The sequence below is a fragment of the Winogradskyella vincentii genome, assembly GCF_020166345.1.
Taxonomy (GTDB): Bacteria; Bacteroidota; Bacteroidia; order Flavobacteriales; family Flavobacteriaceae; genus Winogradskyella; species Winogradskyella vincentii.
This window is the reverse complement of record NZ_JAIUJS010000003.1, coordinates 19,052-44,609: the sequence shown is the minus strand read 5'-3', so window position 1 is coordinate 44,609 and position 25,558 is coordinate 19,052. Positions and strand designations below refer to the sequence as shown.

Annotated in this window: 27 protein-coding genes; 10 read left to right on the top strand and 17 right to left on the bottom strand. The window is 32.7% G+C overall.

What is annotated here, in order from left to right:
• Nucleotides 1-8: 8 nt before the first annotated feature.
• The 11 genes from LBV24_RS06065 to LBV24_RS06015 all read right to left on the bottom strand — a co-directional run bounded on the left by LBV24_RS06065 (nt 9) and on the right by LBV24_RS06015 (nt 12,500).
• A complete protein-coding gene (locus LBV24_RS06065) occupies nt 9-1,709 on the bottom strand; it encodes an FG-GAP-like repeat-containing protein (RefSeq protein ID WP_224477708.1) in 1,701 nt (566 codons plus the stop codon).
• A 54-nt stretch (nt 1,710-1,763) separates the two neighbouring features.
• Complete coding sequence (locus LBV24_RS06060) at nt 1,764-3,467, bottom strand: FG-GAP-like repeat-containing protein (protein WP_224477707.1); 1,704 nt, start codon at nt 3,465-3,467, stop codon at nt 1,764-1,766.
• Nucleotides 3,468-3,552: 85 nt separating this feature from the next.
• On the bottom strand, nt 3,553-4,926 hold the full coding sequence (locus LBV24_RS06055; protein ID WP_224477706.1) for a T9SS type A sorting domain-containing protein: 1,374 nt from the start codon (nt 4,924-4,926) through the stop codon (nt 3,553-3,555).
• A 190-nt stretch (nt 4,927-5,116) separates the two neighbouring features.
• A complete protein-coding gene (locus LBV24_RS06050; protein WP_224477705.1) occupies nt 5,117-5,932 on the bottom strand; it encodes an enoyl-ACP reductase FabI in 816 nt (271 codons plus the stop codon).
• A 53-nt stretch (nt 5,933-5,985) separates the two neighbouring features.
• Nucleotides 5,986-7,638 (bottom strand): DNA repair protein RecN, encoded by a 1,653-nt coding sequence (gene recN / locus LBV24_RS06045; protein ID WP_224477704.1) that lies wholly within the window; start codon nt 7,636-7,638, stop codon nt 5,986-5,988.
• Between the two features lie 113 nt (nt 7,639-7,751).
• Complete coding sequence (gene porD / locus LBV24_RS06040; RefSeq protein WP_224477703.1) at nt 7,752-8,639, bottom strand: type IX secretion system protein PorD; 888 nt, start codon at nt 8,637-8,639, stop codon at nt 7,752-7,754.
• Nucleotides 8,632-9,843 (bottom strand): bifunctional phosphopantothenoylcysteine decarboxylase/phosphopantothenate--cysteine ligase CoaBC, encoded by a 1,212-nt coding sequence (gene coaBC, locus LBV24_RS06035; RefSeq protein WP_224477702.1) that lies wholly within the window; start codon nt 9,841-9,843, stop codon nt 8,632-8,634. The genes porD and coaBC overlap by 8 nt, the downstream gene beginning before the upstream one ends.
• Before the next feature lie 6 nt (nt 9,844-9,849).
• Nucleotides 9,850-10,176 carry a DNA-directed RNA polymerase subunit omega gene (locus LBV24_RS06030; RefSeq protein ID WP_224477701.1) on the bottom strand — a complete coding sequence of 109 codons (327 nt, stop codon included), beginning with the start codon at nt 10,174-10,176 and terminating at the stop codon, nt 9,850-9,852.
• A gap of 12 nt (nt 10,177-10,188) precedes the next feature.
• A complete protein-coding gene (locus LBV24_RS06025) occupies nt 10,189-10,989 on the bottom strand; it encodes an outer membrane protein assembly factor BamD (protein ID WP_224477700.1) in 801 nt (266 codons plus the stop codon).
• A gap of 108 nt (nt 10,990-11,097) precedes the next feature.
• Entirely contained in the window at nt 11,098-11,982 is an 885-nt protein-coding gene (gene dapA / locus LBV24_RS06020; protein WP_224477699.1) for a 4-hydroxy-tetrahydrodipicolinate synthase, read from the bottom strand.
• Nucleotides 11,982-12,500 (bottom strand): DUF6913 domain-containing protein, encoded by a 519-nt coding sequence (locus tag LBV24_RS06015; protein ID WP_224477698.1) that lies wholly within the window; start codon nt 12,498-12,500, stop codon nt 11,982-11,984. The genes dapA and LBV24_RS06015 overlap by 1 nt, the downstream gene beginning before the upstream one ends.
• A gap of 70 nt (nt 12,501-12,570) precedes the next feature.
• Here LBV24_RS06015 and LBV24_RS06010 point away from each other — a divergent pair, with 70 nt between their 5' ends.
• The 3 genes from LBV24_RS06010 to LBV24_RS06000 are packed head-to-tail and all read left to right on the top strand — an operon-like array spanning nt 12,571 to nt 14,693.
• On the top strand, nt 12,571-13,332 hold the full coding sequence (locus LBV24_RS06010) for a 5'-nucleotidase C-terminal domain-containing protein (protein WP_224477697.1): 762 nt from the start codon (nt 12,571-12,573) through the stop codon (nt 13,330-13,332).
• Between the two features lie 3 nt (nt 13,333-13,335).
• Nucleotides 13,336-14,250, top strand: coding sequence for a bifunctional metallophosphatase/5'-nucleotidase (locus LBV24_RS06005; protein WP_224477696.1), 915 nt, complete (start codon nt 13,336-13,338; stop codon nt 14,248-14,250).
• A 59-nt stretch (nt 14,251-14,309) separates the two neighbouring features.
• Entirely contained in the window at nt 14,310-14,693 is a 384-nt protein-coding gene (locus tag LBV24_RS06000; RefSeq protein ID WP_224477695.1) for a DoxX family membrane protein, read from the top strand.
• On the opposite strand, the gene LBV24_RS05995 is transcribed toward LBV24_RS06000, so the two are convergent.
• The 5 genes from LBV24_RS05995 to LBV24_RS05975 form a co-directional block, all read right to left on the bottom strand.
• The gene (locus LBV24_RS05995) at nt 14,690-15,424 is read right to left on the bottom strand and encodes a hypothetical protein (RefSeq protein ID WP_224477694.1); all 735 of its coding nucleotides are present in this window, start codon (nt 15,422-15,424) and stop codon (nt 14,690-14,692) included. The genes LBV24_RS06000 and LBV24_RS05995 overlap by 4 nt on opposite strands.
• Before the next feature lie 103 nt (nt 15,425-15,527).
• Entirely contained in the window at nt 15,528-17,522 is a 1,995-nt protein-coding gene (ligA, locus tag LBV24_RS05990) for an NAD-dependent DNA ligase LigA (protein ID WP_224477693.1), read from the bottom strand.
• Nucleotides 17,523-17,524: 2 nt separating this feature from the next.
• A complete protein-coding gene (locus LBV24_RS05985; protein WP_224477692.1) occupies nt 17,525-18,106 on the bottom strand; it encodes an LOG family protein in 582 nt (193 codons plus the stop codon).
• A gap of 1 nt (nt 18,107) precedes the next feature.
• Nucleotides 18,108-18,977, bottom strand: a complete 870-nt coding sequence (gene prmC, locus LBV24_RS05980) for a peptide chain release factor N(5)-glutamine methyltransferase (protein ID WP_224477691.1) — start codon at nt 18,975-18,977, stop codon at nt 18,108-18,110.
• A 2-nt stretch (nt 18,978-18,979) separates the two neighbouring features.
• Nucleotides 18,980-19,471: a GNAT family N-acetyltransferase gene (locus tag LBV24_RS05975; RefSeq protein WP_224477690.1), complete on the bottom strand. Its 492-nt coding sequence runs from the start codon at nt 19,469-19,471 to the stop codon at nt 18,980-18,982.
• Between the two features lie 62 nt (nt 19,472-19,533).
• Between LBV24_RS05975 and LBV24_RS05970 the strand changes: the two genes are divergently transcribed.
• From LBV24_RS05970 to LBV24_RS05950, 5 genes are read left to right on the top strand one after another with little or no spacing between them, the layout of a single operon-like run.
• Nucleotides 19,534-19,992, top strand: coding sequence for an NDR1/HIN1-like protein (locus tag LBV24_RS05970; protein WP_224477689.1), 459 nt, complete (start codon nt 19,534-19,536; stop codon nt 19,990-19,992).
• Nucleotides 19,993-20,997, top strand: coding sequence for a bifunctional diaminohydroxyphosphoribosylaminopyrimidine deaminase/5-amino-6-(5-phosphoribosylamino)uracil reductase RibD (ribD, locus tag LBV24_RS05965; protein ID WP_224477688.1), 1,005 nt, complete (start codon nt 19,993-19,995; stop codon nt 20,995-20,997).
• A complete protein-coding gene (locus LBV24_RS05960; protein ID WP_224477687.1) occupies nt 20,990-21,601 on the top strand; it encodes an HAD family hydrolase in 612 nt (203 codons plus the stop codon). Before ribD ends, LBV24_RS05960 begins: the two co-directional genes overlap by 8 nt.
• Entirely contained in the window at nt 21,598-22,449 is an 852-nt protein-coding gene (locus LBV24_RS05955) for an EamA family transporter (RefSeq protein ID WP_224477686.1), read from the top strand. The genes LBV24_RS05960 and LBV24_RS05955 overlap by 4 nt, the downstream gene beginning before the upstream one ends.
• Nucleotides 22,449-23,057 carry an IMPACT family protein gene (locus LBV24_RS05950; protein WP_224477685.1) on the top strand — a complete coding sequence of 203 codons (609 nt, stop codon included), beginning with the start codon at nt 22,449-22,451 and terminating at the stop codon, nt 23,055-23,057. Before LBV24_RS05955 ends, LBV24_RS05950 begins: the two co-directional genes overlap by 1 nt.
• Here LBV24_RS05950 and LBV24_RS05945 read toward each other — a convergent pair.
• Entirely contained in the window at nt 23,052-23,459 is a 408-nt protein-coding gene (locus LBV24_RS05945; protein ID WP_224477684.1) for an acyl-CoA thioesterase, read from the bottom strand. The two genes, LBV24_RS05950 and LBV24_RS05945, sit on opposite strands and share 6 nt — an antisense overlap.
• Nucleotides 23,460-23,658: 199 nt before the next feature.
• Here LBV24_RS05945 and dnaA point away from each other — a divergent pair, with 199 nt between their 5' ends.
• Both dnaA and LBV24_RS05935 read left to right on the top strand, forming a co-directional pair.
• On the top strand, nt 23,659-25,086 hold the full coding sequence (gene dnaA / locus LBV24_RS05940) for a chromosomal replication initiator protein DnaA (RefSeq protein ID WP_114301727.1): 1,428 nt from the start codon (nt 23,659-23,661) through the stop codon (nt 25,084-25,086).
• Between the two features lie 12 nt (nt 25,087-25,098).
• On the top strand, nt 25,099-25,548 hold the full coding sequence (locus LBV24_RS05935; protein WP_224477683.1) for a low molecular weight protein-tyrosine-phosphatase: 450 nt from the start codon (nt 25,099-25,101) through the stop codon (nt 25,546-25,548).
• The last annotated feature ends 10 nt before the right edge of the window (nt 25,549-25,558 follow it).

Sequence of the window (25,558 nt, the reverse complement as noted above, 5' to 3'; positions counted from 1 at the left end):
AAAATAATCTATTGTTTTATCATTCTAATGCTTCTTAAGGTATCGATAAATTCAATTTCTACAATATAGGTGCCTTTTTGCATATTCGTAAGATCAATTTGACAATTGATTGCTTTAGGGTAAGATGACATCACCAATTGACCCAGCAGATTATAAACTTTTATAGATTCAATTTCTTTTTTTGCATCTAAATTCATTATATCATCAACTGGATTTGGATAAAATGATAATCCTATTTGCTCTGAAAAATCAGAAATAGAAAGTGAGGATCCTTCAACAATATTAAGTGTTTGATTAGAGGATACATTATAGAAAATATCCTCAATACCACTTAACCATTTTACCTTAACATAATCAATTATCGTTTCAGTGCCTATACCAAATTGTTCTGTTGCTGAATTTTGAGACAGATAGCCTTCTCCCAAGCATGTATAGCGATATTGTTTGTTTCCATTTATAGAAATCTCAATAAATGAACCTACACCATTTCTATTACTCGTTGTCCCTTCAAGTTTTACTTTTAACCAATTATTACTTGTATTGGTATTGTTTTTCCAAAGAAATATATTTTCGTGATCTATATTGTTAACTACGATTTCAGGGTAACCATCATTATCTGTATCGCCTATCGCATTACCATAATTATAGGCAAAATCCCCAGGTACTGCGCTATTATTCAGTTGAAAATTGGAAGGACTAATATTTTCATAAAATGCAGATGACAAAAACGGTGATTCCGTACCATTTCCTTCGCCACTTACATATAGATCTAAGTCCTTGTCATTATCCGCATCTAAAAAAACTGCTCCCCAACTTGAACTATTAAATGTTACTTGATAAGATTGTGCCATATCTGTAAAAGTCCCATCACCATTATTTACAAAAAGAACGTTGTTTGAAGGGTCGTTTGTTATATATATATCTAACCAACCATCATAATTAAAGTCCTCTACGGTAACACTCATTGCGTCAATACTAACATTTGTACCAGTAATATTGCCAACTTCTGTAAATGTTCCATCTCCATTATTTCTATACATTAAATTAGGATTGGCATATTTATCATTGGCTACATATATGTCTTGGTCTCCATCATTATCATAGTCTATGAAAGCAGAGCAAAAAGACATATACCCATCAGTTAACAAACCTGCTTCAACATTTGCCAATGTAAATGTTTTGTCTCCATTATTTTTATATAGAATATTTGGGATAAATGGATCTCTAATGCTAATAAAAACATCAAGAAAACCATCATTATTATAGTCTCCCCAAGAAGCACCATAATATGGAAAGTTATCATTCAGCATACCAGAGGTAGATGTAATCTCTGACATAATCATGCTACCAAGATTTTCAAACAACCTGTTACCCGAATTATCACTAGTTATGAATAAATCATTGTCTCCATCATTATCAATATCTACCCAATTAATCTGTTTATTCCTCGCATTGTTATCGGAAATATTAAGAGTTTGGGAAACGAAATTGCCATTAATATTTTTATAGAAATAAATGGGATCGCCAAGTGCGGTGGCAACCGTTATATCATCCAGGCCGTCATTATCGTAATCAAAAAAAGTAACGCCATTACCTAAAAAGGTATATTCACAAGTTATTGAAATGCCCAAATCTAGTGCACTTTCTTCAAATGTCACTTGAGCAGTTAATAAATTAATTGAAAAGAATACTAAAATTACATACCGCATCGTCTAAGAGTAATTTTTAACAAGATAATGTATTTATAGTAAACGATAAAAAGCTTATTGTTTTACCACCCTAACTGTTTTAGTCACATTAGCGATAGTTACTTGAATAAAATAAGTTCCAGTTTCTAATCTAGACATATCTAATTCACTATCTATAGTTTTAGGCTTAACACTTATAATCTCTTGACCAAGCATATTAAACACTCTTACATTCTCAATATTATTTTGAGCGTTTAGTGTTAATGTGTTCTTAACAGGATTTGGATAGTAAGTAAATGCCATTGGGTTTTCAAACTCATGTATAGATAATGAGGATCCTTCAACAATGTTTAATGTTTGATTTACTGTTACATTATACAGTATGTCTTCTATACCACTAAGCCATTTAACTTTTACATAATCAACATTTGTTTCTGAACCCAAACCAAATTGCTCGGTTGCAGAATTTTGGGATAGGTACCCTTCTCCTAAGCATGTATAGCGGTATTGTTTGTTTCCATTAATAGATATTTCTATAAATGAACCTACGCCATTTCTGTTACTAGTCGTTCCTTCAAGTTTTACCTTTAACCAGTTGTTTAATTGAGGGGTAATATTATTCCATAAAAAGATATTACTATGATTTATATGATTTACAACAATTTCTGCATAGCCGTCGTTATCAATGTCTCCAATTGCATTAGAGTAACTTTCTGCAAAATCACTAGGAATGGATTCATTATTTAAACTAAAATTTCCGCTTCCTGAATTTTCATAAAAAGCAGATGACAAATACTGCGGAAAAGAACCATTTGTTTCTCCACTAACATATAAATCTAAGTCAGAATCATTCTCTGCATCCATGAAGACAGCACCCCAACCAATACTATTAAAAGTAACTCCATATGAACTTGCTAAGTCTGAAAATGTACCATCAGTGTTATTTATCAATAAAGCACTATCATCATTATCATTTGTCACATAGATATCTAGCCAACCGTCGTTATTAACATCCTCAACAGTTGCTGACATTCCATCCATATAAATACCTGAGCCAGTATTTAAACCGACTTCGGTAAATGTTCCATCTCCATTATTTCTATACATTAAATTGGGAAATATTATCTTGTCATTAGCCACATATATATCTTGATCGCCATCATTATCATAATCCAAAAAAGCTGAACAGAAGGACATGTATCCTGTAGTTAATAATCCCGCCTCGATATTTACTAATGTAAATGTTTTGTTTCCATTATTTTTATAGAGAATATTTGGAATATTTTGATCACGAATGGATATAAAAGCATCTAAATAACCATCATTATTGTAATCTCCCCATGATGCACCATAATAAGGAAATATATCTGTAAGCATACCTGACGTTGTTGTAATCTCAGACATGACCATATTTCCTGTGTTTTCAAACAAACGATTACCAGAAACATCACTAGTAACAAAGAGATCATTGTCACCATCGTTATCGATATCTACCCAATTAATTTGTCTAATATTCTGATTATTGGATGAAATATTTATTGAATGATTCACATAATTTCCATTTATATTCTTGAGAAATCGCATTGGGTCTCCATCTGCTGTAGCTACTGTAATATCATCCCAACCATCATTATCGTAATCAAAAAAAGATATGCCATTACCTAAATAGGTATAACCACAATTAACATTAATACCCAATTCTTGTGCTTCTTCCTTAAATTGAATTTGCGCGCAAATAAGGTTAGATGAGATGAAAAATAAAAGTAAATATCTTTTCATTTGTGAGTTAATCTACTTGAATAAATTGAATTAAAAAATAAAAAGCCGTTTTCTCAAACGGCTTTTTTGAAAATATAGTAAATAGTTATTGCTTAACCACTCTTACTGTCTTAGTAACATTAACTATAGTTACCTGAACAAAGTATGTACCAGTTTCCAGTCTAGACAAATCCAATTCGCTATCTAATGTTTGAGGTTTAACATTCATTACCTCTTGACCAAGCATATTATACATTCTAACATTCTCAATATTATTTTGAGCATTTAATGTTAATGTATTATTTACAGGGTTTGGATAGTATGAAAATGATGCTTGCTCTTCTATATCTGATGTGGAAAGAACAGCACCCGAAGTTGCCGTCATTACCAAATTACCAGAAGTACTAGTATCAGAAGTAGTAACCCCAAAATCTGTTGCTCCAAACGTGGTATTAAAAGCACTCGCTACCATGTAATATGTACCATCAGCTAAAGCACCTGCTGAGAACAAACTTAATAATCCGTCACCACCATCATCATCATTACCAATTAGGGCACCTGTAGCATCATACAATCCTACTTCAGAATCAATGCCTGTACTAGTATTTGTATCCACTGTCAAATCAGCACAACCACCACTTAAATTTATCTCAACCCAAAAAATATTACCAGGATTAAATGTTAATGTAGTAGTATCTGACTGTGCACAACCAAGATTGAATGTTGCTGAGGTAATTGGTGGTAAACCTGTACAAGAATCATCAAAGCTACCTAAATCGACGTTACATACGTTATCTTGATCATGCTCTAAAGTTAAATCAACCACACCTCCCGGCCCTGCTGGAAAAGGCCCAACAGTTACCATACCGGTTGCACTCACAGTTGTTGGTGCAACACCAGCATTATTACTAATAGTAACAGATGTTGCGTCCCCTAAAGATGTTACATCAACATCGATACTAAACTGTGCACTTCCACAATTGTCAACAGCTACAGCTGTGGCAGCAGGTGAAGTACAAGTAGGTACTGGAAAAATAGTTACTGATATATTAGTAATATCCGCAGGTGCAGAATAGGACCTGAATAATCCTAATTCTAAAAATCCATCAACGGAAGGATCATAAGCTCCTCCTGGAATAGCACCTGAAAAAGTCAAGGTTGTTGAAGCACCTGAAGATGCACCACCTGAAGTAGGAGGATCTACTAAAGTAGTACCCGCAGTAGTTGTAAAGTTAAGTGCTTCTTCACTAGACCATGGGTCACTAGTACCTGGATCTGACCAATCGTAAGTAACGGTAAATGTATCATATACAACTCCTGGAACACCAGCAGCATTACCTGCATCGTTAACTGCCACAACAACAATTGGAGTTGGACCAGTTGTCTGGTACATACCAGTGTCTAGCGGAAAAGTAAATTGAGCCATTGCCGTGAATGAACACATTAAGGCCATTAAGAAAAATAAAGTAATTTTTTTCATATATTTTAGTATTTAAGTTAGTAATACCTTAAAAATATGTTAAAAACTACAAGAATTTTTATTGAAGACACTCTAATCGACGAAAAACTCATAAAACCGATAAAAAACAATTAGATAAATTATAATCAACATGTTATTAACAAAAAAGCCACTGAAGTCAGTGGCTTTAATACAATTTTGTCTATTTGGATTATTCTTTATTCATAAACTCATCCATAACCGCATCACTCACTCCCATATTACTAAAACCTCCATCGTTATATAAGTTTTGAAGTGTTACCCGTTTTGTAAGATCACTAAATAAAGTAACAGTATAATTTGCACAATCCATAGCTGTGGCGTTACCCAATGGAGACATTTTCTCAGCATATGCAATGAAACCATCAAATCCTTTTACACCACTACCAGCAGTGGTTGGTGTTGGTGATTGTGAGATTGTATTTACTCTTACATTCTTATCTCTACCAAAGAAATAACCAAAACTGCGTGCTATACTCTCTAAATAGGCTTTGTTATCTGCCATATCATTATAGTCTGGAAATACTCGCTGTGCTGCCATATATGTTAAGGCAACAATACTTCCCCATTCATTCATGGCATCTGCTTTGTATAATGTTTGCATAACCTTATGGAATGACATTGCAGAAACATCAGTACCCTTTTGTGTCCAATCGTATTTTTGATCTGTATAAGCCCTACCCTTTCTTACATTAATAGACATACCTATAGAGTGCAAGACAAAATCTAGTTTCCCTCCTAAGATTTCCATAGATTTATCAACCAAATTTTGTAAATCTTCTTCTGAAGTTGCATCTGCAGGAATTATTTGTGAACCTGTCTTTTCAGCAAGTGCATTTATCTGACCCATTCGCATTGCAACTGGTGCGTTTGTTAAGACAAATTCACCGCCTTCTTCATGAACACGTTCTGCAGTTTTCCATGCTATTGAGTTTTCATCTAATGCCCCAAAAATGATTCCCTTTTTTCCTTTAAGTAAGTTATACATATGGTTATTTTTTAATTAGTTAGTTATCTGTATTTAAAGCTGTAAATATAGTATTAATTCAATAATTGTTTTGCATGTGCTATGGCCGACTCAGAAACATTTAACCCACCTAGCATTTGTGCTATTTCAACAACCCTATCCTCTTCATTTAGACGTTTTAAGTTGGTATGGGTTATATTTTCCTTATCCTTCTTATATACCTTAAAGTGTGTGTCGCCTTTGGCCGCAATTTGTGGCAAATGAGTTATAGCATAAACCTGCATAGTTTTGCTCATTTGCTTCATAATACTACCCATTTTATTTGAAATTTCACCAGATACTCCAGTGTCAATTTCATCGAACATAATAGATGGCAATTGTATATATTCTGAAAGAATTGATTTAATCGCCAACATTATTCTAGACATCTCTCCTCCAGAAGCAGACTTTTTTAGAGTATTAAAATTTGAGCCTTTATTTGCCATAAAAAGAAATTGCAAGTCATCTTTGCCGTTAACATAGTAATTGTCTGTTGTTGAAACTTCTACTTTGAATTTCGCATTTGGCATTCCTAAATCCGTCAATATCTTTTCTAATTTCGATACTAAAACTGGTATTGCAGTATTACGTTCTTTATTAATTTTTAAAGCAAGGCTATCTAAATTGTTTTTTAATCTTGAAATTTCTTCTTCTTTTTCTACAATTGAGTCATCCAAGTTTTCGGTATTATCAACTTTTAATTGCAATTGATCTTTAATTTCAATTAATTCTGATATTTCAGATACCGAGTGCTTTTGAAAAAGATTATTAACAATTTGAAGCTTAGAATTGATTTGCTCTAATTCTTGAGGATCAGTGGATAGATTTTCATGTAGATTTTCTAATTCAGATAGTATGTCTTCTAATTCTATACCCAAGCTCGTCACTCTATCAAAAAGTTCACCATAATTTTTTCCAAAACTAGAAATTCTTGAAAGCTCTTGTTTTACACTATTTAATTGGTCTGTCAGCCCTAAATTTTCAGCACTGATTATTGAACGTGCATTTCCTAATCTCTCACTTATGTCTTCAACATTGTTTAATACTTCAAATTGAGATTCTAAATCTTCAAGATCCAAATTATCAAGATCTATTTCAGATAGCTCCTTCAACAAGAATAAATTATAATCGTACTCTTTAATCAATTCTGATTTTGACAATCTTAATTCTTCTAATTTCTTATCTAGTAATTTATACGTCCTTAATTCTGAAGAATATTCAATCAATACATTTTTGTTTCCTGCCAATGCATCAATAACTTGAAATTGATAGGAGTCCTCTGTTAACTGCTGCGTTTGATGTTGCGAGTGAATATCAATAAGATGCTCACTAAGTGCAACTAAACTGTCTAATGTTACTGGCGTGTCATTTATAAAAGCCCTAGATTTACCTGAAGGCAAAATCTCTCTCCTAATAATTGTTTGAACATCAAAGTCTAAATCTAAGGTGTTAAAAAGGCCTTTCAGATTGTACTTTGCAATATCAAAAATTGCCTCAATTACACACTTTTCATCCTTGTTTTTTATCTGGCTTAAATCTGCACGTTTGCCAAGCACTAGGCTTAAACCACCTAACAATATAGACTTACCTGCTCCTGTTTCACCAGTAATAATGGTAAAGCCATTATTAAAGTCTACATTAAGCTCATCAATAAGCGCAAAATTTCGGATATGTAATGATGATAACAAACTCTACTATTTGTAATAACAAAATTAATAGTTTCGATTTTTATATTAAGGGGATTGCTAAAAAAGTTATGCAGTATTTATAGGGGAAAAATTATTCTGAGCGCCAAGAGCATTTAGAATTTTATATTACGCCATTTTTGAGAATATGTAGGTGCTATTCTATTTAAGATATCCATACTGTCGGTAATGTTTACGCTAGGTCCACCAGATAAAATATCCATTATTTCGTCTGACTTAGCATCAAAGAATACACGCATTAAAAATGAATTTGGACGTCTCCTATGAATTTTCTGTAATTCTTCTAAAACAGAAGTAACCTTAGTTTTTCCTTTCTTAGTATCCTCATGCATTAGGTCCAATCCATTGATATGATACTCATACATGGTTGTTCTAAATTCCTTAAATGTTGGTGACATTAGGTTATCAATCAATGCAAATCTTGATTGTAAACCGTCCTCTAACTTCCATCCTTGACCGTTTAATTGTTGAGAATAGTTAGCAATTGTTTGAGCCTGTTTAAAGTATTCACTACCACCATTTAACTCAAATGTATCAGCGTCCATACCCAATATCATATACACGTGAAAAGCCAATACAGATATTAAATTAGATTCAAATTGTATTGGATTGTAAACCAAATTTTGAAATTCTAAATATTGGAAATTGAAACTCTTGTCGTTATAATTATATACTGGCGTGTTGTATGTTGAATTATAAACTGGTCTTGACGAAGACACCTGTAACGTAGCCGCAAAAAGATCGTTATTGTATTCCTGTACATTGATGACCATATTGCAATCTATACGTTCTTGCAGGCTATAATTCTTATCAGTCCATTGGGTATTACTAATAAATTCGTTTAGTTGCTTTTCAAGGTTTCTAAACACCACATTATTATCATTACCAGTTTGTTGGGCAATAACCGTAACGGTACAATTTAGTTCTTGTGCCAAGACACCTAAAGAAAATAATAGAGTAAATAAGAATGCAAGTTTACGCATGTAGTTGTTTCAGTATTTGTTGCATTAAATCATGGGCTACCTCAGTCTTAGATTTAAGCTCATGTTCAATGACCTCATCAGTTGATGTTATAAATGTAACTTTATTTGTGGATACTCCAAAACCTGCACCTTTGTCTTGTAATGAATTTAAAACTATTAAATCAAGATTTTTAGACCTTAATTTACCCTTTGCGTTTTCTAATTCATTATTAGTTTCAAGCGCGAAGCCTACCAAAAACTGATCGGATTTAGCTTCACCTAGAGATTTTAAAATATCCTTAGTTTTTTCCAACTCTATGGTAAACGTAGAATCCTTCTTTTTTATTTTTTTATCGGCAACTTTTTTTGGTCTGTAATCGGCAACAGCAGCAGAAAGTATCGCAATATCAGAATCCTTAAAATGTTTATGGACTTCGTTATACATTTCTTGTGCACTAACCACTGGCTTAAGTGTTACATGATTATGGTCAATATTCTGATGCGTTGGACCTGAAACTAACGTAACTTTGGCGCCTAGATTAGCTGCAGACTTTGCTATTTCAAATCCCATTTTACCACTGGAGTGATTTCCGATAAATCTAACCGGATCCAAAGCTTCATAAGTAGGTCCGGCCGTAATGAGAACACTCTTGCCATTTAAAGGTAGCTGATCCAATATATCATTAGTTATAAAACCAACTATATCTTCTGGCTCAGCCATTCTACCTTCACCTACCAAACCACTTGCAAGTTCTCCTGTTCCTGCTGGAATCATTTTGTTACCAAATGAAGAAAGCTTTTCAAAAGAGTTTCTAGTGGACTGATGCTTATACATATCTAAATCCATTGCTGGTGCAAAATAAACTGGGCATTTTGCAGAAAGATACGTAGCTAATAGAATATTATCACAAACACCATTTGCCATTTTTGCCAGTGTATTTGCTGTTGCAGGAGCAATTACAAATAAATCTGCCCAGAGGCCTAAATCAACGTGGTTATTCCATACCTGATTATCATCTTCTTCATCTACAAATGAAGAATACACAGGGTTTTTCGATAAAGTAGAAAGTGTGAGAGGTGTGATAAAATCCTTAGAAGCAGGTGTCATAACAACTTTGACGTCAGCACCTGCTTTTATGAATAATCGGACTAAACTAGCCGATTTATATGCGGCAATACCAGCGGTAATACCTAATAAAATGTTTTTGTCCTTTAAAATAGACATTGAAGATTATTGCTGAGTATCCTCAGTATTTCTGTGGTATATTTTATCATCTAACCACTCCTTTACTGCTAACGCATGTGGCTTTGGTAACTTTTCGTAAAACTTAGAAACTTCAATTTGCTCCTTGTTTTCAAAAATTTCCTCAAGACTGTCGTTATAAGTTGCAAACTCTTCCAACTTATCAATTAACTCACGTCTTATATCTGTGTTAATTTGTTCTGCACGTTTTGCAATTACCGATATAGCTTCGTAGATATTGTTTGTTGGAGCATCTACTACGTTTCTATTGTAAGTAACTGTGGTTACTGGTGCATCTGTCTTTTTTAAATCCATCTTTATAAATGATTAACTTTTCGTGATTTCTGTAATATTTCCGCTTAATAATTCTTCTTTCATTCGAGACGCTTCATCCAAATATTTTGATTCTGGATAAGCCTTATTGAGAGAATTAAAATAACTGACTGCGTCACTAACGCGTCCTTCTTTTAATCGATCAATACTTAATGCCGCTAACTTATATGCTGAATCAAATCTGTAAAACATAGCATCTTCTCTTAAGGAAGTTCCTGGGAACTCAAGTAAAAAATTATTAAATGACTTGATAGAAGCCTTATAATCCGTAATCAGATTATATTGCTTTGCAATTTCGTATGCCTTTTTTTCTAATTTGAAATCTAGTTCATTAATTAACTTATTTGCATCAGCTACATAACTAGATTTAGGATATAGGTTAATAAACAATTGAAGCTTCTCTATTGCTTCTACGGTTTCTTTTTGTTCCTTAGTGTAAACAGGAGAGTTATGATAATACCCCTTGGCTGCTAAAAATGCTGCTTCTTCTGCTTTCTCACTACTAGGATAAATGTCTACAAATTTATCAAAGTGATAACTTGAGATGTAATAATCCTTCAGCTCATAAGAGCTGTTAGCATGCATAAAGGTAAGTTTCTCTGCTTGTGGCTTTCCTCTATATGCCGGAAGTATTTGTTCAAACAATCTAAAAGCCTTTGCATATTTACCTTCTTCGTAAAGATCAGTTGCGAACTTAAATTTTTCGGCAGTGCTTTCAGACTTTAATACCTTCTGATAATCACTACAAGAGGTGAATAAAGTAGCTATGAATAGTATGTAGATTGCTCTTTTCATAAATTTTAAACAGGTCGCAAAAGTACACATAAATAACGGATTTTGAAAACAAAAATTATATGCTAAAATAGCGCATGCAGAGAGCGCGCAATTTATTTTAAATTAAGTTTAACTTTTACCTAATTTCTTTAACTCGCCATTAATGAGTTTTTGCAACGATAATGTAGCCTCAACAAGTGGTAAGCGTACGTGTATTTTGGAAATTCCGAGGCCATTTAATACTGCCTTTATACCTGCAGGATTGTTTTCAGCAAAAATCATTGATGTTATTGGCATTAGCCTAAAGTGAATATCATAGGCCTGTTTTGCTTTGCCAGCAATCCCTAATCGAATCATTTCTGAAAACTCTTTAGGCAAACCTTGCCCTATAACCGAAATTACACCAGATCCGCCAGCCAAGGCCACACCTAGAGCTAAATCATCATCACCAGATATTACTAGAAAATCATCAGGCTTTGTTCTTAGCAATTCCAAATACTGGTGAACATTATTGCCCGCCTCTTTTACACCTATAATATTCTCAAAATCATTTGCCAGCCTAATAGTTGTCTCTGGCTCAATATTCTTTGATGTTCTTCCAGGAACATTATACAAAATAATGGGCAAAGGAGATACTTGAGAAATTGCCTTAAAGTGTTGATATATTCCTTCTTGAGTAGGCTTACTGTAATAAGGCGAGACAGATAAAATTGCATCTATATTAGATAGATCTGTTCCTTGTATCTCACTAACAATTGAAGCAGTATTGTTGCCTCCTATACCTAATACAAGAGGCAGACGACCCTTATTGACACTTGCAATAAATTCAATCAACTTTTTCTTTTCATCAGAGGTAATTGTAACACTTTCTCCTGTGGTTCCGCTTATCACTAAATACTCTACACCATTTTTAATATTGTACTCAACTAAGCGTTCTAAAGCATCAAAATCAATGCTTAAATCTTCTTTAAAAGGTGTAATGAGTGCAACACCTGTACCAACAAATTGGGTCATTATAATTTTTTTAAAATGTTTAAATATTTTCTAAACTCTATTGCGAATATTTCAAAATTCTTTGGATTAACATCAATTATTAAATCATATAGGCGCTCATCTGTACGAGCCAATCCAACCTTTAAATTTGCTTTTGAAGCGGCGGTAATAAGATTGAGCAGTACATTATCCGATTTATAATAACTAATAAGTACATCGTAATCTTCATCAATAAAAGATTGTAAATCAACATTGTTTATCTTTCCCTTCCATCCAAAATCTTTCGGACTGAAATAAGATTCCCACTGACTTCCTTCAAACTTATCATCATCTGTAAATGCTACAATTTTATGTTTTGGTGATGTAAGATTGAGTTCTTTAAAATAAGCCCTAAACGATTCAAAATCATTAAATTCATCTTCATTAAACAAAACAGCAACAGTCTTAATCTTTTTGCTATTTACCGCTGCCTTACGCGCTTGCAACAGTGAATTAACATATTTTTGATTTGATTTTGTCTTAAATGCCTTTAAAATCATTTATTTTTGACTTTGTGCAAATTTAGCAAAAGCATGCACATATTTTCATAAACTCTTTATAAGAAATCAAATGTCTATAAAACATGTAATTCTTTTATTTTCTACTGTTGCCGTCCTGTCATGTGTTGAAGATTATCATTTGACTAAAATTGAAGGTAAGAGAATTGAAATCAACGACGAAATTAATGGAGATGAATCCATTGAAGAATTCGTTAAACCCTTTAGGGAAAATGTAAATAACAATTTAGATAGTGTGATTTCTTTTGCTCCAGAAACCTATTCTAAATCAGATGGTGAATATAATACCGCAATTGGTAATTTAATGGCTGATGCTGTATTTGAAGAAGCAAATCCTGTGTTTAATAAACGAACCGGAGAGAATATAGATTTTGTGATTTTAAATCATGGCGGTATAAGGTCCATCATACCAAAAGGAAATATTACAACACGAACTGCCTATAAAGTAATGCCATTTGAAAACTCGACGGTTGTAGTTGCCCTAAAGGGTACCCAAATTAATGAGATGCTAAAGTATTTATCTTTGGCCAAACGCGCACATCCATTGTCCAAACAAGTGCAAATTACATTAGATAAAGATTTTCAAGTTACTACTGCCAGTATAAATAATCAACCAATTGATGCTGATAGAACCTTTTACGTCGCAACAAACGATTATCTATATAATGGTGGTGATAGAATGTCCTTTTTTCACCCTAACGATAGCCTATATGTACTTGACTATAAAATAAGGAATGTATTGATAGATTATTTTAAGAAAAGAGATACAATAAGCCCAAAAATTGACAATCGTTTTATACAACTTAATAACTAAATGATGAATAGAAGGAAATTTATACAACAATCTTCTGCAGCTACTGCATTGGTTGGGCTTGGAGGATTAGGTCTGTCATCTTTCGATAATAAAAAACAAAAGAAAATTACCATTCTCCATACAAACGATGTCCATAGTCACATAGATCCTTTTGGTCCTAATGATGGCAGAAATGCAAATAAAGGTGGTGTTGCAAGGCGTGCTACTCTAGTCGAATCAATTAGACAAGAAAACCCAAACACTCTTTTGTTTGATGCTGGTGATATCTTTCAAGGTACACCTTATTTCAATTATTATGGAGGTGAGCTCGAATTTAAGCTAATGAGTATGCTTAAATATGATTTAGCGACCATTGGAAATCATGACTTTGATAATGGAATTGAAGGGCTTTATGCGCAATTACCTCATGCCGATTTTGAATTTGTATCTGCAAACTATGATTTTTCAAATACAATAATGGATACCCATGTGAAGCCTTACAAAACATTTCTAAGGGATGGAATTAAAATTGGAGTTTTTGGACTGGGAATAAAACTTGATGGATTAGTTGAAAAAAGAATGTATAAGGAAACAGTATATAATGACCCTATAGAAATTGCCCAAGACATGTCAAGAATCCTCAAAACGGAACAGAATTGTGACTTGGTGATCTGTTTATCACACATTGGATATTTCTATAAAAAGTTTCCAGAAAAAGTGTCAGATCTCAATTTGGCAAAGGCAACAAAAGATATAGACTTAATAATTGGTGGCCATACACATACATTCTTACCAAAACCAACTATTGAAAAAAATAGTGCCGGTAAAAATGTCCTGGTTAACCAAGTTGGTGCATATGGCCTTTATTTAGGGCAGGTAGATTTCTTTTTTGAAGAGGGCAAAAACATAAAGGCTGAAGGAACTACAATAATTGTCTAGTTCTATTGTAAGATGTATTTGCTTATTCGTCTAAATCTTCATACAATATATTATTCATTATGAAGTCAAGCAAAATATTTTTGGTTTTACGTATTGCAGTCGCAATTATTTTAATTCAAACCCTGAGATTTAAGTTTACAGCACATCCTGATAGTGTTTATATTTTCGAAACTGTAGGCTTAGAACCTTTTGGAAGAATTGGTATTGGTATAGCAGAGTTAATAGCAGGTATTTTGTTACTTATTCCAAAAACAATATGGCTTGGTGCCTCATTAGCTTTAGGTATTATGGCAGGAGCAATAATTATGCATTTAACACAATTAGGGATTGACGTTAAAGGTGATGGTGGAATTTTATTCTACACTGCTTTAGTAACCTTTATTTTAAGTGCAGTAATATTATTTTCTGAGAAAAGGAATATTCCCTTAATAAATAAGAATTAAGCTTCCAACTGATTATCAGAGTAATCCGGTTCCGGGCCTGTAAATTCAAGTTGGGATTGTCTATAGAAAAAGATAAACGCCACAACTAAAAAGAAGGAGTAGATAAATCCTAAAATTTTATCTTCCATAACATAGAAATATGCCAATTGAATTATTTCGGAAAAAACAATACAGATTGAGCCCATTAAGAACATCATAGATTTAATGTCATTTCTATACATATAATTTATTAGTGCTACAGACAATAACGCCATTATAATCGCATTATATGTGTACTCTAGGGTATACTCATAAAAGCCTAATACACCTTCCGTGGTTTCAGTTACAATAGAAACACAAAAAACATCTAATACAATTAATATGAATATAGGTATTGACAACTTAGAAAATACCGCTCTGTAATCTAATTGTATTAATATTTTAAGAATCAGGAAAATATATGCCAATATGAAAAGCATGTTAGCTATATAATAAAAATAATCTATATCATCTTCGTATAAATCTGGTCCATACCAAGCAGAATAACTAAGAACATGACCTGTAGTATATAATACTAAAAACCAGAAAAAATATCTACTTTTATTTGCTGTCCAGCCACAATAAAGTACTGTTAATAGTACTAGTATGAGAGCACTAACAGCAGCCCCTTCTATCTGAAAGGTCATTCCTTGTAGCACGATGAAAAGACCACCGAGTAAAAGCAACAATACTTTTAAAATTTTAGCAAACATTATTAATTAATCCCTAGTTAATGAAGCAAATATAAAATTTATTTACAATTAAACGATAAAAAAGTGTATTTTATCGATAAAAAGTGTATTTTTCTGTAGGAATTTATTTCAAAAGCTCCAGAAATGCTTGCTCGGTAAGGATAGGAACATTTAAATTTTCTGCTTTAGTTCGTTTACTTGGACCCATTTTATCTCCTGCGACCACAAAACTTGTTTTAGATGATATAGAAGAAGACACCTTTCCTCCATTATCTTCTATAAGTTTTTTAAGTTCATTCCTCGATACAGTTTCAAAAACACCAGAAACAACAAAAGATTGTCCATTTAACTTATCAGTTTGGTTTGCTAATTTTTCTGCAGATATTTCTAATTGAACTCCAAAATTTCGAAGTCTGTATATAATTTCTCTATTTTCATCAGAGGAGAAAAACTCTACTACACTTTCCGCAATCCTCTCACCTATTTCGTCAACAGTAACTAAATCTAATGATGATGCAAACATTAAACCATCGATAGACTTATAATGTTTTGCTAATTTCTTAGCAACAGTTTCACCAACATATCTAATACCCAAGGCAAATAAAACCCGTTCAAAAGGTATTTGCTTTGAAGCCTCTATACCATTAATTAGGTTTTCAGCACTTTTTTCAGCCATTCGTTCTAATGGTATTACTTGTTCGATTGTTAAATCATACAAGTCAGAATAGTTTTTAATTAATCCTTCATTAACCAATAGTGCTACTGTCTCACCGCCTAACCCTTCAATATCCATTGCTTTTCTTGAGATAAAATGCTGTATACGGCCAATAACCTGCGGAGGGCAACCATTGTAATTTGGGCAATAGTGTTTGGCCTCACCCTCTAACCTAACTAGTTCTGTTTTACACTCAGGACAACTAGTTATATATTTTGTTGGTTTGGAGTTAGACGGCCGTTTTGTAAAATCTACCGCGATTATTTTGGGAATAATTTCACCTCCTTTTTCTACATAAACCTCATCTCCTTCTCTAATGTCTAATTTTTCAATCTGGTCAGCGTTATGCAAAGACGCGCGTTTTACAATGGTACCTGCCAATTGAACTGGTTTTAAATTAGCAACAGGTGTAATAGCTCCAGTTCTACCTACTTGATAGGTTATTTCATTTAATGTGGTAGAAACTTGTTCTGCCTTAAATTTATAAGCCATTGCCCATCTTGGTGCTTTAGCTGTAAATCCTAGTTCATCTTGTTGATACAAACTATTTACTTTTACCACTACACCATCTATTTCATAAGGTAAATTATGTCTGTGTTCATCCCAATACGCCACATATTCAAGAACTTCGTCTATTGAATTTACCAATTTTGCTTCATTGGGCACTTTAAATCCCCATTCTCGGGCTTTTTCTAATCCTTCAAATTGTGTAGTTATATTTAGGCTGTTTCCTTTTATACTATATAATAGACATTCCAATGGTCGTTTTGCAACCTCAGCGCTATCTTGTAATTTTAAACTTCCCGACGCAGTATTTCTTGGGTTTCTATATGGTTCTTCATCATTTGAAATGCGTTCTTCATTCATTTTTAGAAACCCAGCAATTGGCAATACAATTTCTCCTCTTATATCAAATCTATCCGGAAAATTACCCTTTAATTGCAACGGAACGGTATTAATTGTTTTTACATTGGCCGTTACCTCATCTCCCTGAACACCATCACCTCTTGTAACTGCTCGTAGCAATTTACCGTTTTGGTATGTTAAATTCATTGAAGCACCATCATACTTCAACTCACAGGTATATTGTACATCGCCATCTACCAGCTTTTTTATACGTGTCTCCCAGTCTAGTAAATCCTCCTTTGAATAGGAGTTGTCCAAAGAGTACATTCTAAAATCATGAACAACTGTATTAAAGTTTTTGGTTATTGTACCACCCACACGTTGGGTAGGTGAATTGGCATCGAAAAATTCTGGGTGCTTTTCTTCAAGATCTTGAAGCTCCTTTAACTTCATGTCAAACTCAAAATCACTAATCGTTGGATTATCAAGTATATAATAATTATAATTATGCTGACGAAGCTCCTCTCTTAATTGATTAATTGTAGATTCTATGCTCATTTCTATAACCCTTCTTTATTTAACCATTTTGGTTTTGGTAGTGGAACGTAATTATTCATTTTATCTAATAACCCTTCAATAGAATGGTCAATTACAACAGCCTCCAAATTAGCCTGTTTCAAAAATCCTCTTTCAACCATCATTTTACATTGTGCAATTAAAGAATCATAGTATCCATTTATATTAAGAATACCTATTGGCTTATTATGCAATCCCAATTGTCCCCATGTTGTAATTTCAAAAAACTCATCCATCGTACCAAAACCACCAGGAATTATCATAAAACCATCACTTTTTTCATACATAACAACTTTTCTATCGTGCATATTCTGTGTTACAATAAGTTCCGTTAACTCATTATTTACAATCTCCTTGGTTCTTAGAAAATTAGGAATAACGCCTATGGTCTTTCCCTTTTTATCAATCGCTCCTTGTGCTACCTTACCCATTATCCCTATTCTTGCTGCACCATAAACTAAAGTAATATCATTTACCGCCAAGGTTGCACCTAAATTATATGCTGTATCAATAATTCCTTTATCATTTCCTTCACTGCTACCACAAAAAACGGATATACTTTTCATACTATTTTTTTAATCCTTTTAACATTCTTAAGTTTGAATTTAGATCTTCTAACAACTCAATTTTATCATAATTCGCATCAATTAAAAGTTGCTTAGTTTCTTCACCAAGATACTGGTTAATTTCAAAATATAACTGACCTCCATTTTTTAATTTTTGATTCGCGAATTTTGTTATTGCTTTGTAAAATTTTAATGGATCATCATCATCTACAAATAATGCTAAATATGGTTCGTTTTCCAGTACATTTGGTTTCATTTCACCCTTTTCTGAAATCCTAACATAAGGCGGATTTGATACAATAATATCAAACATTGAATTTTCCAATTTATGATTATCATTAGAATTACTTAAAACATCTGCCTGGATAAATTGAATTTCAACCTCATTGATTTTGGCGTTGTCTCTTGCCACCTTTAACGCTTCACTGCTAATATCTAAAGCATACACATTAGAATTTGGAAGGTTCTTGGCCAAAGCAATTGCAATACAACCACTACCTGTGCCTATATCTAAAATATTTAATGTAATCTCATTATTTTTTGAATTATCCCTAATGATCCAATCAACCAACTCCTCGGTCTCTTGTCTTGGTATCAATACATGTTCATTTACTATAAATTTCAATCCAAAAAACTCTGTTTCACCTAATATATATTGAATTGGTTGCTGTTGCTTTAAAGCTTCTAAAATTTTAAAAAAGAGGTTTGTTTCATCTTTAGTTAATGTGAATTCAGGGTCTAGAGCTAATTGGAACCTAGGAATGTTGAGGTAATGCTCCAAACTTAAAAAGAAGAAACTTTCAACTTCATTCTTTCCATAAATAGCATCCAGTTTTTGATGAAAAACATCTTTAAGATCTAGCGCTTTCAATATTACAAATCTTTAAGCATCCAAACAGAACAGGAATAATGACCAGTATCTCCCATAGGTTTATCAATACTTTGGAATCCAACTTTCCTATATAATTTGCGCGCATCATCCATATAGGGCATAGTTTCTAAATAACATTGATCAAATCCGGCTTGTTTTGCAAAATTTAGACATTTTTCCATCATTTTACTACCTAATCCTTTACCTCTGGCCTCTGGCATAAAATACATTTTCTGTAATTCGCATACGTTGCCTTCATAGTTATCCAAAGGAGAGATTCCGGCACCTCCAATAATTTTTTCCCCTTTGACTACCACAAAATATTTTTTTCTTGGCTGATTGTATGTTTCTGTCATGCAATCCAACGCCTTATCTTCATAAGCTGTACCAACTTTTGGAACTCCCATTTCTATTAAAACCGATCTAATTGCCTTTGCTATTTTTGGATCATCATCTGGTTCTATTTCTCGAATAACAATAGTATCTTTATGCACTTAATTTTAAATTTTATAACTGAAAATTGTTTCGGTATGAAGATAGCCATAATTCTCATTTTATGACAAAAAGAAGTTTACTGATTCTATTATTTTTTACACTACTTTTCAACTGTAAGGTCACTGAAAAGCCACAATTCATTGGACTTAATAAAATTAAGATTATTGATGCAAATGGAAAAGCAATTACATTAAGTGCCGATGCAATGTTTAAAAACCCAAATGATGTTGGTGGTAAACTAAAAACCGATGGCTTAAAAGTCTATATAAACGAAACAGAAGTAGCTACCATAGTTTCAGATGAATTTGATGTGCCATCAAAAAATGATTTTACAATACCTCTTGTTGTTTCAGTTGCAACTGATAGCCTAGTTGACAAAAATAGTTTAGGTGGTTTAATCAGTAGTTTAATTTCTCAGCAATTAAAGGTTAGATACAAAGGTGAAATAAATTATAAAGTGTTTGGTTATTCATCTTCTTATGAAATTGATGATGTGCAAACCATTAAAGTAAAATTGTAGTTGAAGAACCACGAACATTATATAAAACGGTGTTTAAAAATTGCCAAGAATGCTTTAGGAACAGCTAGACCAAACCCTATGGTTGGAGCAGTGATTGTCCATGATAATGCTATTATAGGTGAAGGTTATACAAGCCCTTTTGGCGGCCCACATGCAGAGGTAAACGCTATTAACTCAGTTGAGGATAAAAACAAACTGTCGCAAAGCACTATATATGTTACATTAGAACCGTGCAGTCATTATGGCAAAACTCCTCCTTGTAGTGATTTGATAATAAAGCATAAAATACAAAATGTTGTAATTGGTTGTGTTGATGATAATCCTGAAGTATCAGGAAGTGGAATATCAAAATTAAAAGCCGCTGGATGTAATGTAATTGTTGGCATACTTGAAAAGGAATGCAAAAATCACCATAAAAGATTTTTTACTTTTCACAATAAAAAACGCCCTTACATTATTTTAAAATGGGCACAAACGACCGATGGATTTGTTGCTCCTATAAAAAAGGATGAAAAAAAACCTATTTGGATTACCAATAAATACTCAAGACAACTAGTTCATAAATGGCGCGCCGAAGAACAGGCTATTTTGGTAGGAACTAATACAGTAATAGAAGATAATCCAAGCTTAACAGTAAGGGATTGGACAGGTCATAACCCTATTAGAATAGTTACCGACAAAAGTAAAAGCCTAGGCGATAAATATTCAATTTTCAATTCTGAAGCTAAAACTATCAATCTAACTGGTTTAGAAATAAATTTTGAAGAACCGATTGCGTGTCAAATATGTGATAATCTTTATAAACAACAGATTAACTCAGTCATTATTGAAGGTGGGACAAAAACCATACAAGCTTTTATAAATGAGAATTTATGGGATGAAGCAAGGATGTTTATAGGTAATAAGAATTTTGGTAACGGTATAAATGCTCCGGATATTAAGGGAAAGCAAATTTCAGAATCAAAAATATTAGATGACACCTTAAAAATTATCATTAATGATTAACACTTTAATATTTGATTTTGGTGATGTATTTATCAATTTAGATAAAGAAGGTGCAATGAAAAATGCACTGAATTTATTTAAAGTTGAATCATTTGAAAACGATATGCTCCAAACCAATATTAATTATGAAACAGGTAAAATTAGCACTCCTCAGTTCATCAATTTCTATCTTTCAAAGTTTCCGTTTTTAAATAAGGAGGATATTATAGATGCCTGGAATTATATTTTAAACGATTTCCCAAAACAAAGATTTGACTTTGTAAATAAACTATCATCTCATAGTAATTACAACCTAATATTGTTAAGCAACACCAATGAATTACATATTAATCACATTGAACAACATTTAGATTTTTTTCATGATTTCAAAGACTGTTTCAATGAGTTTTACCTTTCACATGAAATTGAATTAAGAAAACCAGATAGAGAAATTTTTGAGTATGTTTTGAAAAAGAACTATTTAAAACCAAATGAGTGCTTGTTTATTGATGACACTAAAGAAAACACTGATACTGCCGAAGCTATGGGATTTCATATTTGGAATATTGATGAAAACACAGAAGATATCGTAAATCTATTTGAAGTTAAAAAAGAGCTCTTTTGATCTATTTACTCCTTAGCATATTATCCTCAACTGGAATCTTCATTCTCTTTAAGTCATTTAAGAAATATAACGTAAATACACTACAAGCTATAGTGGTAAATTACTTTACGGCTTGCATTCTTGGGTCATATTTATATGAAGCAGAAATTGACCCAATAGCAATAGCTAATTCAACTTGGTTTTACGGGGCAATCTTTCTGGGTTTTTTATTTATAGCCATTTTTAATGTTATGGCTTTAACCGCTCAGAAAAACGGATTGTCAGTAGCTTCTGTAGCTAGTAAAATGAGCGTAATAATCCCAATAATATTTGGCATAATCGTATTTAATGAAAGCGTAAGGTTTATAAAGATTTTCGGAATTATTCTGGCATTAATTGCAGTATATCTAACCTCAATTAAGGAAAGGGACAATGTAGTGTTGACGCAATCAATATACCTGCCAATTTTACTCTTTATTGGCTCCGGCACTATTGACACCTTAGTTAACTATTTTGCTCCAGACGATAAAATCCCCTTATTTTCTGCTACTATTTTTGGTATTGCCTTTTGCGTTGGTCTATTTGTTCTCATATACAAATCAGCACGTACGACGAATCGATTTAAGATTAAAAGTATCCCTTTTGGAGTAGCTTTAGGTACAATAAATTATGCATCAATATATTATCTTTTGAAAGCATTACGAGTAGATGGTTACGAAACCTCAACGGTTTTTACAATTAACAATGTTGCCATAGTTGCATTTTCAACCTTAATTGGCCTGATCTTATTTAAAGAAAAGATATCTCTTAAAAACTGGACAGGGATAATAATAGCCATAGTTTCTATAATAATTGTAACATTGAAATAATGGAGACAAAAGACACTTATAGAACTATATCAAATAAATCCATCGGTGAATTATTTAAAGACAAAAACAGTAAGTTTTACGGTTATGCCTATCCAGTAAACAGTGAGTCTGATATTAAGAAATGTCTTGAAAGTGCAAAGAAAGAACATCATTCAGCTAGGCATTGGTGCTATGCCTATCAATTAGGTACGGACAAAGTTATTTATAGAGCCAATGATGATGGCGAACCAAACAATTCGGCCGGAATGCCAATATATGGTCAAATACAATCCTTTGAAGTCACAAATATATTGGTGATTGTTATTAGATATTATGGCGGTGTGAAACTAGGTGTTAGCGGATTGATTAATGCATACAGAACTAGCGCTCAATTAGCATTAAAGGAAGCAATTATTATAGAAAAAACAATTAACCACAATTTTAGTCTAAAATTTGAATATAAAAACCTGAGTAAAGTATTGCGAATACTAAAAGAAAATCAAGTTGAAATTTCAAATCAGATATTAGAAATTAATTGTTTGTTGGAAATATCTGTCAGAAAAAGTAACAGTTTGAAAATATTTGAGCTATTTCAAAATTTTTATGGCGTAGAAATCCGTGAATTATAACGATTTTTTTTGCAGTTTATCTAAAAGATATTTTGGGCAACGCGTTGGCCTGTTTCGTTCCATGTCAATAAAAGCTAAAGTTGTCTGTCCTGTAGCCAGTAAATCACCCTTCTGATTGACTAATTCATATTCGAATTCTATCGATGCTGTTGGCAACTTTTTTAGTGTAGTTTTTACTTTAAGCACATCGTCATAACGTGCTGAATTTTTGTAGTTTATATTTAATGAAATTACCGGTAGCATAATGCCTTCAGCCTCCATCCTACTGTAGCTAAGGCCAAACTGCCTAAGCCATTCCGTTCTGCCTACCTCAAAATATACAGCGTAATTTGCATGGTACACAACACCCATCTGGTCTGTCTCACCATATCGCACTCTTATTTCAGTTTCATTAAAATTCATAATCGTGCGTTTTTTTGATAAAAAATTTGTACTTTCCAGTGGAATTAAACATGAGAAAAAAAATCTTAAAATTCAATTAAATTTCATTTTTTTTTTAAGAATTTTGTTCACATATTTGTCGCTATATAATTAACGAGAGAAACCTAATTCTCTTTTTTTTTGCTAATCTAACTAACAACGAAATAATTTAACTCAAAGCATGGAGATAACCGCTCAATCTGTATGGGATAACTGTCTTGATTTTATTAAAGATAATATTCAACCTCAAGCTTACAAAACTTGGTTTGAGCCCATTAAAGCGGTTAAACTATCTGGGAATGCATTAAGCATTCAAGTACCAAGTAAATTTTTCTATGAGTGGCTAGAAGAGCACTACGTTAAAATCTTAAAAGTAGCTCTTACAAAAGAGTTGGGTGAAGATGCAAAACTGGTATATGTTATCAAAATGGAAAACACCTATGGTAACAAGCAACCTTTTACGGAAAAAATTCCAAGTTCAAACAGAACTGCAGTTAAGTCTCAAGATGTAGATGTTCCTTTTGACAATAAAAGTCCTGAGTTAAAAAACCCATTTATTATTCCTGGAATTAGAAATGTAAAGATTGAGTCTCAACTTAATCCTAGTTATAATTTTGAGAATTTTTTAGAAGGGGATTCTAATAGGTTAGCCAGAAATGCTGGTATTGCTGTAGCTAATAAACCTGGTGGTACGTCATTTAATCCATTATTGATTTTTGGCGGTGTTGGATTAGGAAAGACCCATCTTGCACATGCTATTGGTGTTGACATTAAAGATAAATACCCAGAAAAAACAGTTCTATACATTTCTGCTGAAAAATTTACGCAACAGTATATCGATTCTGTTAAAAAGAACAATAGAAATGATTTTATTCATTTTTATCAAATTATTGATGTTTTAATAATTGACGATGTACAGTTCTTATCTGGTAAGACAGGCACACAGGACGTTTTCTTCCATATATTCAACCATTTACATCAAAATGGAAAGCAAGTAGTCTTAACTAGTGACAAGGCACCTGTTGATATGCAGGATATTGAACAAAGACTGCTGTCTCGCTTTAAATGGGGACTTTCTGCTGAATTGCAATCTCCAGATTTCGAAACAAGAGTTTCTATCTTAAAAAACAAGTTGTATAGAGATGGTGTGGAGATGCCAGATGAAATTGTAGAATATGTGGCAAAGCATATTAAGTCTAATGTAAGAGAATTAGAAGGTGCTATTATCTCTTTAATTGCGCAATCTTCATTCAATAAAAAAGAAATCACAATTAATCTTGCAAAAGATATAGTTGAGAAATTTGTTAAGAATACAAAACGTGAGGTTTCAATAGATTATATACAAAAAGTTGTTTCAGATTATTTCCAGATGGACGTAAACACTTTACAATCTAAAACTCGTAAGCGTCATATTGTACAAGCGCGTCAACTTGCTATGTTCTTCGCTAAGAAATATACTAAGGCATCATTGGCAAGTATAGGTTCTCAGATTGGTCAAAGAGATCATGCCACTGTATTGCATGCATGTAAAACAGTAGATAATTTATCTTCAACAGATAAGCAGTTTAGAAAGTATGTTGAGGATCTTGCTAAAAAATTATCACTTTAATTTCATAATAAAATGACAAGGATTTTAATGGTGTGCTTAGGCAATATCTGTCGATCACCATTAGCTCATGGCATACTAGAATCTAAGTTAAACATCCAAGAATATTATGTGGATTCTGCTGGTACTGCTTCATATCATATAGGTAGTCAGCCAGATAGAAGGTCTATAAAAGTGGCTTTAAATGCTGGAATTGACATTAGTACTCAACGTGCTAGGGCATTTACGGTTAAAGATTTTGATGAATTTGATTACATCTATGCAATGGATGAATCTAACTACGCTGATATTTTAAGGCTATCTCGTAATGAAAACGATTCAAAAAAAGTAAAATTATTTCTTGCAGCCAATAAATCTAGGTTTGATAAAAATGTGCCAGACCCTTATTACGGAGATATTAGTGATTTTGAGTATGTTTTTGATTTAATCAATGAGACAGCAGACTTAATAGTAGAAGGTATATAATCGCTATTTT

Bases quoted from the DNA above. Each gene is read 5' to 3' on its own strand.
- LBV24_RS06065 (WP_224477708.1), bottom strand. From the start codon at position 1,709: ATGCGGTATGTAATTTTAGTATTCTTTTCAATTAATTTATTAACTGCT.
- LBV24_RS06060 (WP_224477707.1), bottom strand. From the start codon at position 3,467: ATGAAAAGATATTTACTTTTATTTTTCATCTCATCTAACCTTATTTGC.
- LBV24_RS06055 (WP_224477706.1), bottom strand. From the start codon at position 4,926: ATGAAAAAAATTACTTTATTTTTCTTAATGGCCTTAATGTGTTCATTC.
- LBV24_RS06050 (WP_224477705.1), bottom strand. From the start codon at position 5,932: ATGTATAACTTACTTAAAGGAAAAAAGGGAATCATTTTTGGGGCATTA.
- porD (WP_224477703.1), bottom strand. From the start codon at position 8,639: ATGCGTAAACTTGCATTCTTATTTACTCTATTATTTTCTTTAGGTGTC.
- coaBC (WP_224477702.1), bottom strand. From the start codon at position 9,843: ATGTCTATTTTAAAGGACAAAAACATTTTATTAGGTATTACCGCTGGT.
- LBV24_RS06030 (WP_224477701.1), bottom strand. From the start codon at position 10,176: ATGGATTTAAAAAAGACAGATGCACCAGTAACCACAGTTACTTACAAT.
- LBV24_RS06025 (WP_224477700.1), bottom strand. From the start codon at position 10,989: ATGAAAAGAGCAATCTACATACTATTCATAGCTACTTTATTCACCTCT.
- dapA (WP_224477699.1), bottom strand. From the start codon at position 11,982: ATGACCCAATTTGTTGGTACAGGTGTTGCACTCATTACACCTTTTAAA.
- LBV24_RS06015 (WP_224477698.1), bottom strand. From the start codon at position 12,500: ATGATTTTAAAGGCATTTAAGACAAAATCAAATCAAAAATATGTTAAT.
- LBV24_RS06010 (WP_224477697.1), top strand. From the start codon at position 12,571: ATGTCTATAAAACATGTAATTCTTTTATTTTCTACTGTTGCCGTCCTG.
- LBV24_RS06005 (WP_224477696.1), top strand. From the start codon at position 13,336: ATGAATAGAAGGAAATTTATACAACAATCTTCTGCAGCTACTGCATTG.
- LBV24_RS06000 (WP_224477695.1), top strand. From the start codon at position 14,310: ATGAAGTCAAGCAAAATATTTTTGGTTTTACGTATTGCAGTCGCAATT.
- LBV24_RS05995 (WP_224477694.1), bottom strand. From the start codon at position 15,424: ATGTTTGCTAAAATTTTAAAAGTATTGTTGCTTTTACTCGGTGGTCTT.
- ligA (WP_224477693.1), bottom strand. From the start codon at position 17,522: ATGAGCATAGAATCTACAATTAATCAATTAAGAGAGGAGCTTCGTCAG.
- LBV24_RS05985 (WP_224477692.1), bottom strand. From the start codon at position 18,106: ATGAAAAGTATATCCGTTTTTTGTGGTAGCAGTGAAGGAAATGATAAA.
- LBV24_RS05970 (WP_224477689.1), top strand. From the start codon at position 19,534: ATGACAAAAAGAAGTTTACTGATTCTATTATTTTTTACACTACTTTTC.
- LBV24_RS05960 (WP_224477687.1), top strand. From the start codon at position 20,990: ATGATTAACACTTTAATATTTGATTTTGGTGATGTATTTATCAATTTA.
- LBV24_RS05950 (WP_224477685.1), top strand. From the start codon at position 22,449: ATGGAGACAAAAGACACTTATAGAACTATATCAAATAAATCCATCGGT.
- LBV24_RS05945 (WP_224477684.1), bottom strand. From the start codon at position 23,459: ATGAATTTTAATGAAACTGAAATAAGAGTGCGATATGGTGAGACAGAC.
- dnaA (WP_114301727.1), top strand. From the start codon at position 23,659: ATGGAGATAACCGCTCAATCTGTATGGGATAACTGTCTTGATTTTATT.
- LBV24_RS05935 (WP_224477683.1), top strand. From the start codon at position 25,099: ATGACAAGGATTTTAATGGTGTGCTTAGGCAATATCTGTCGATCACCA.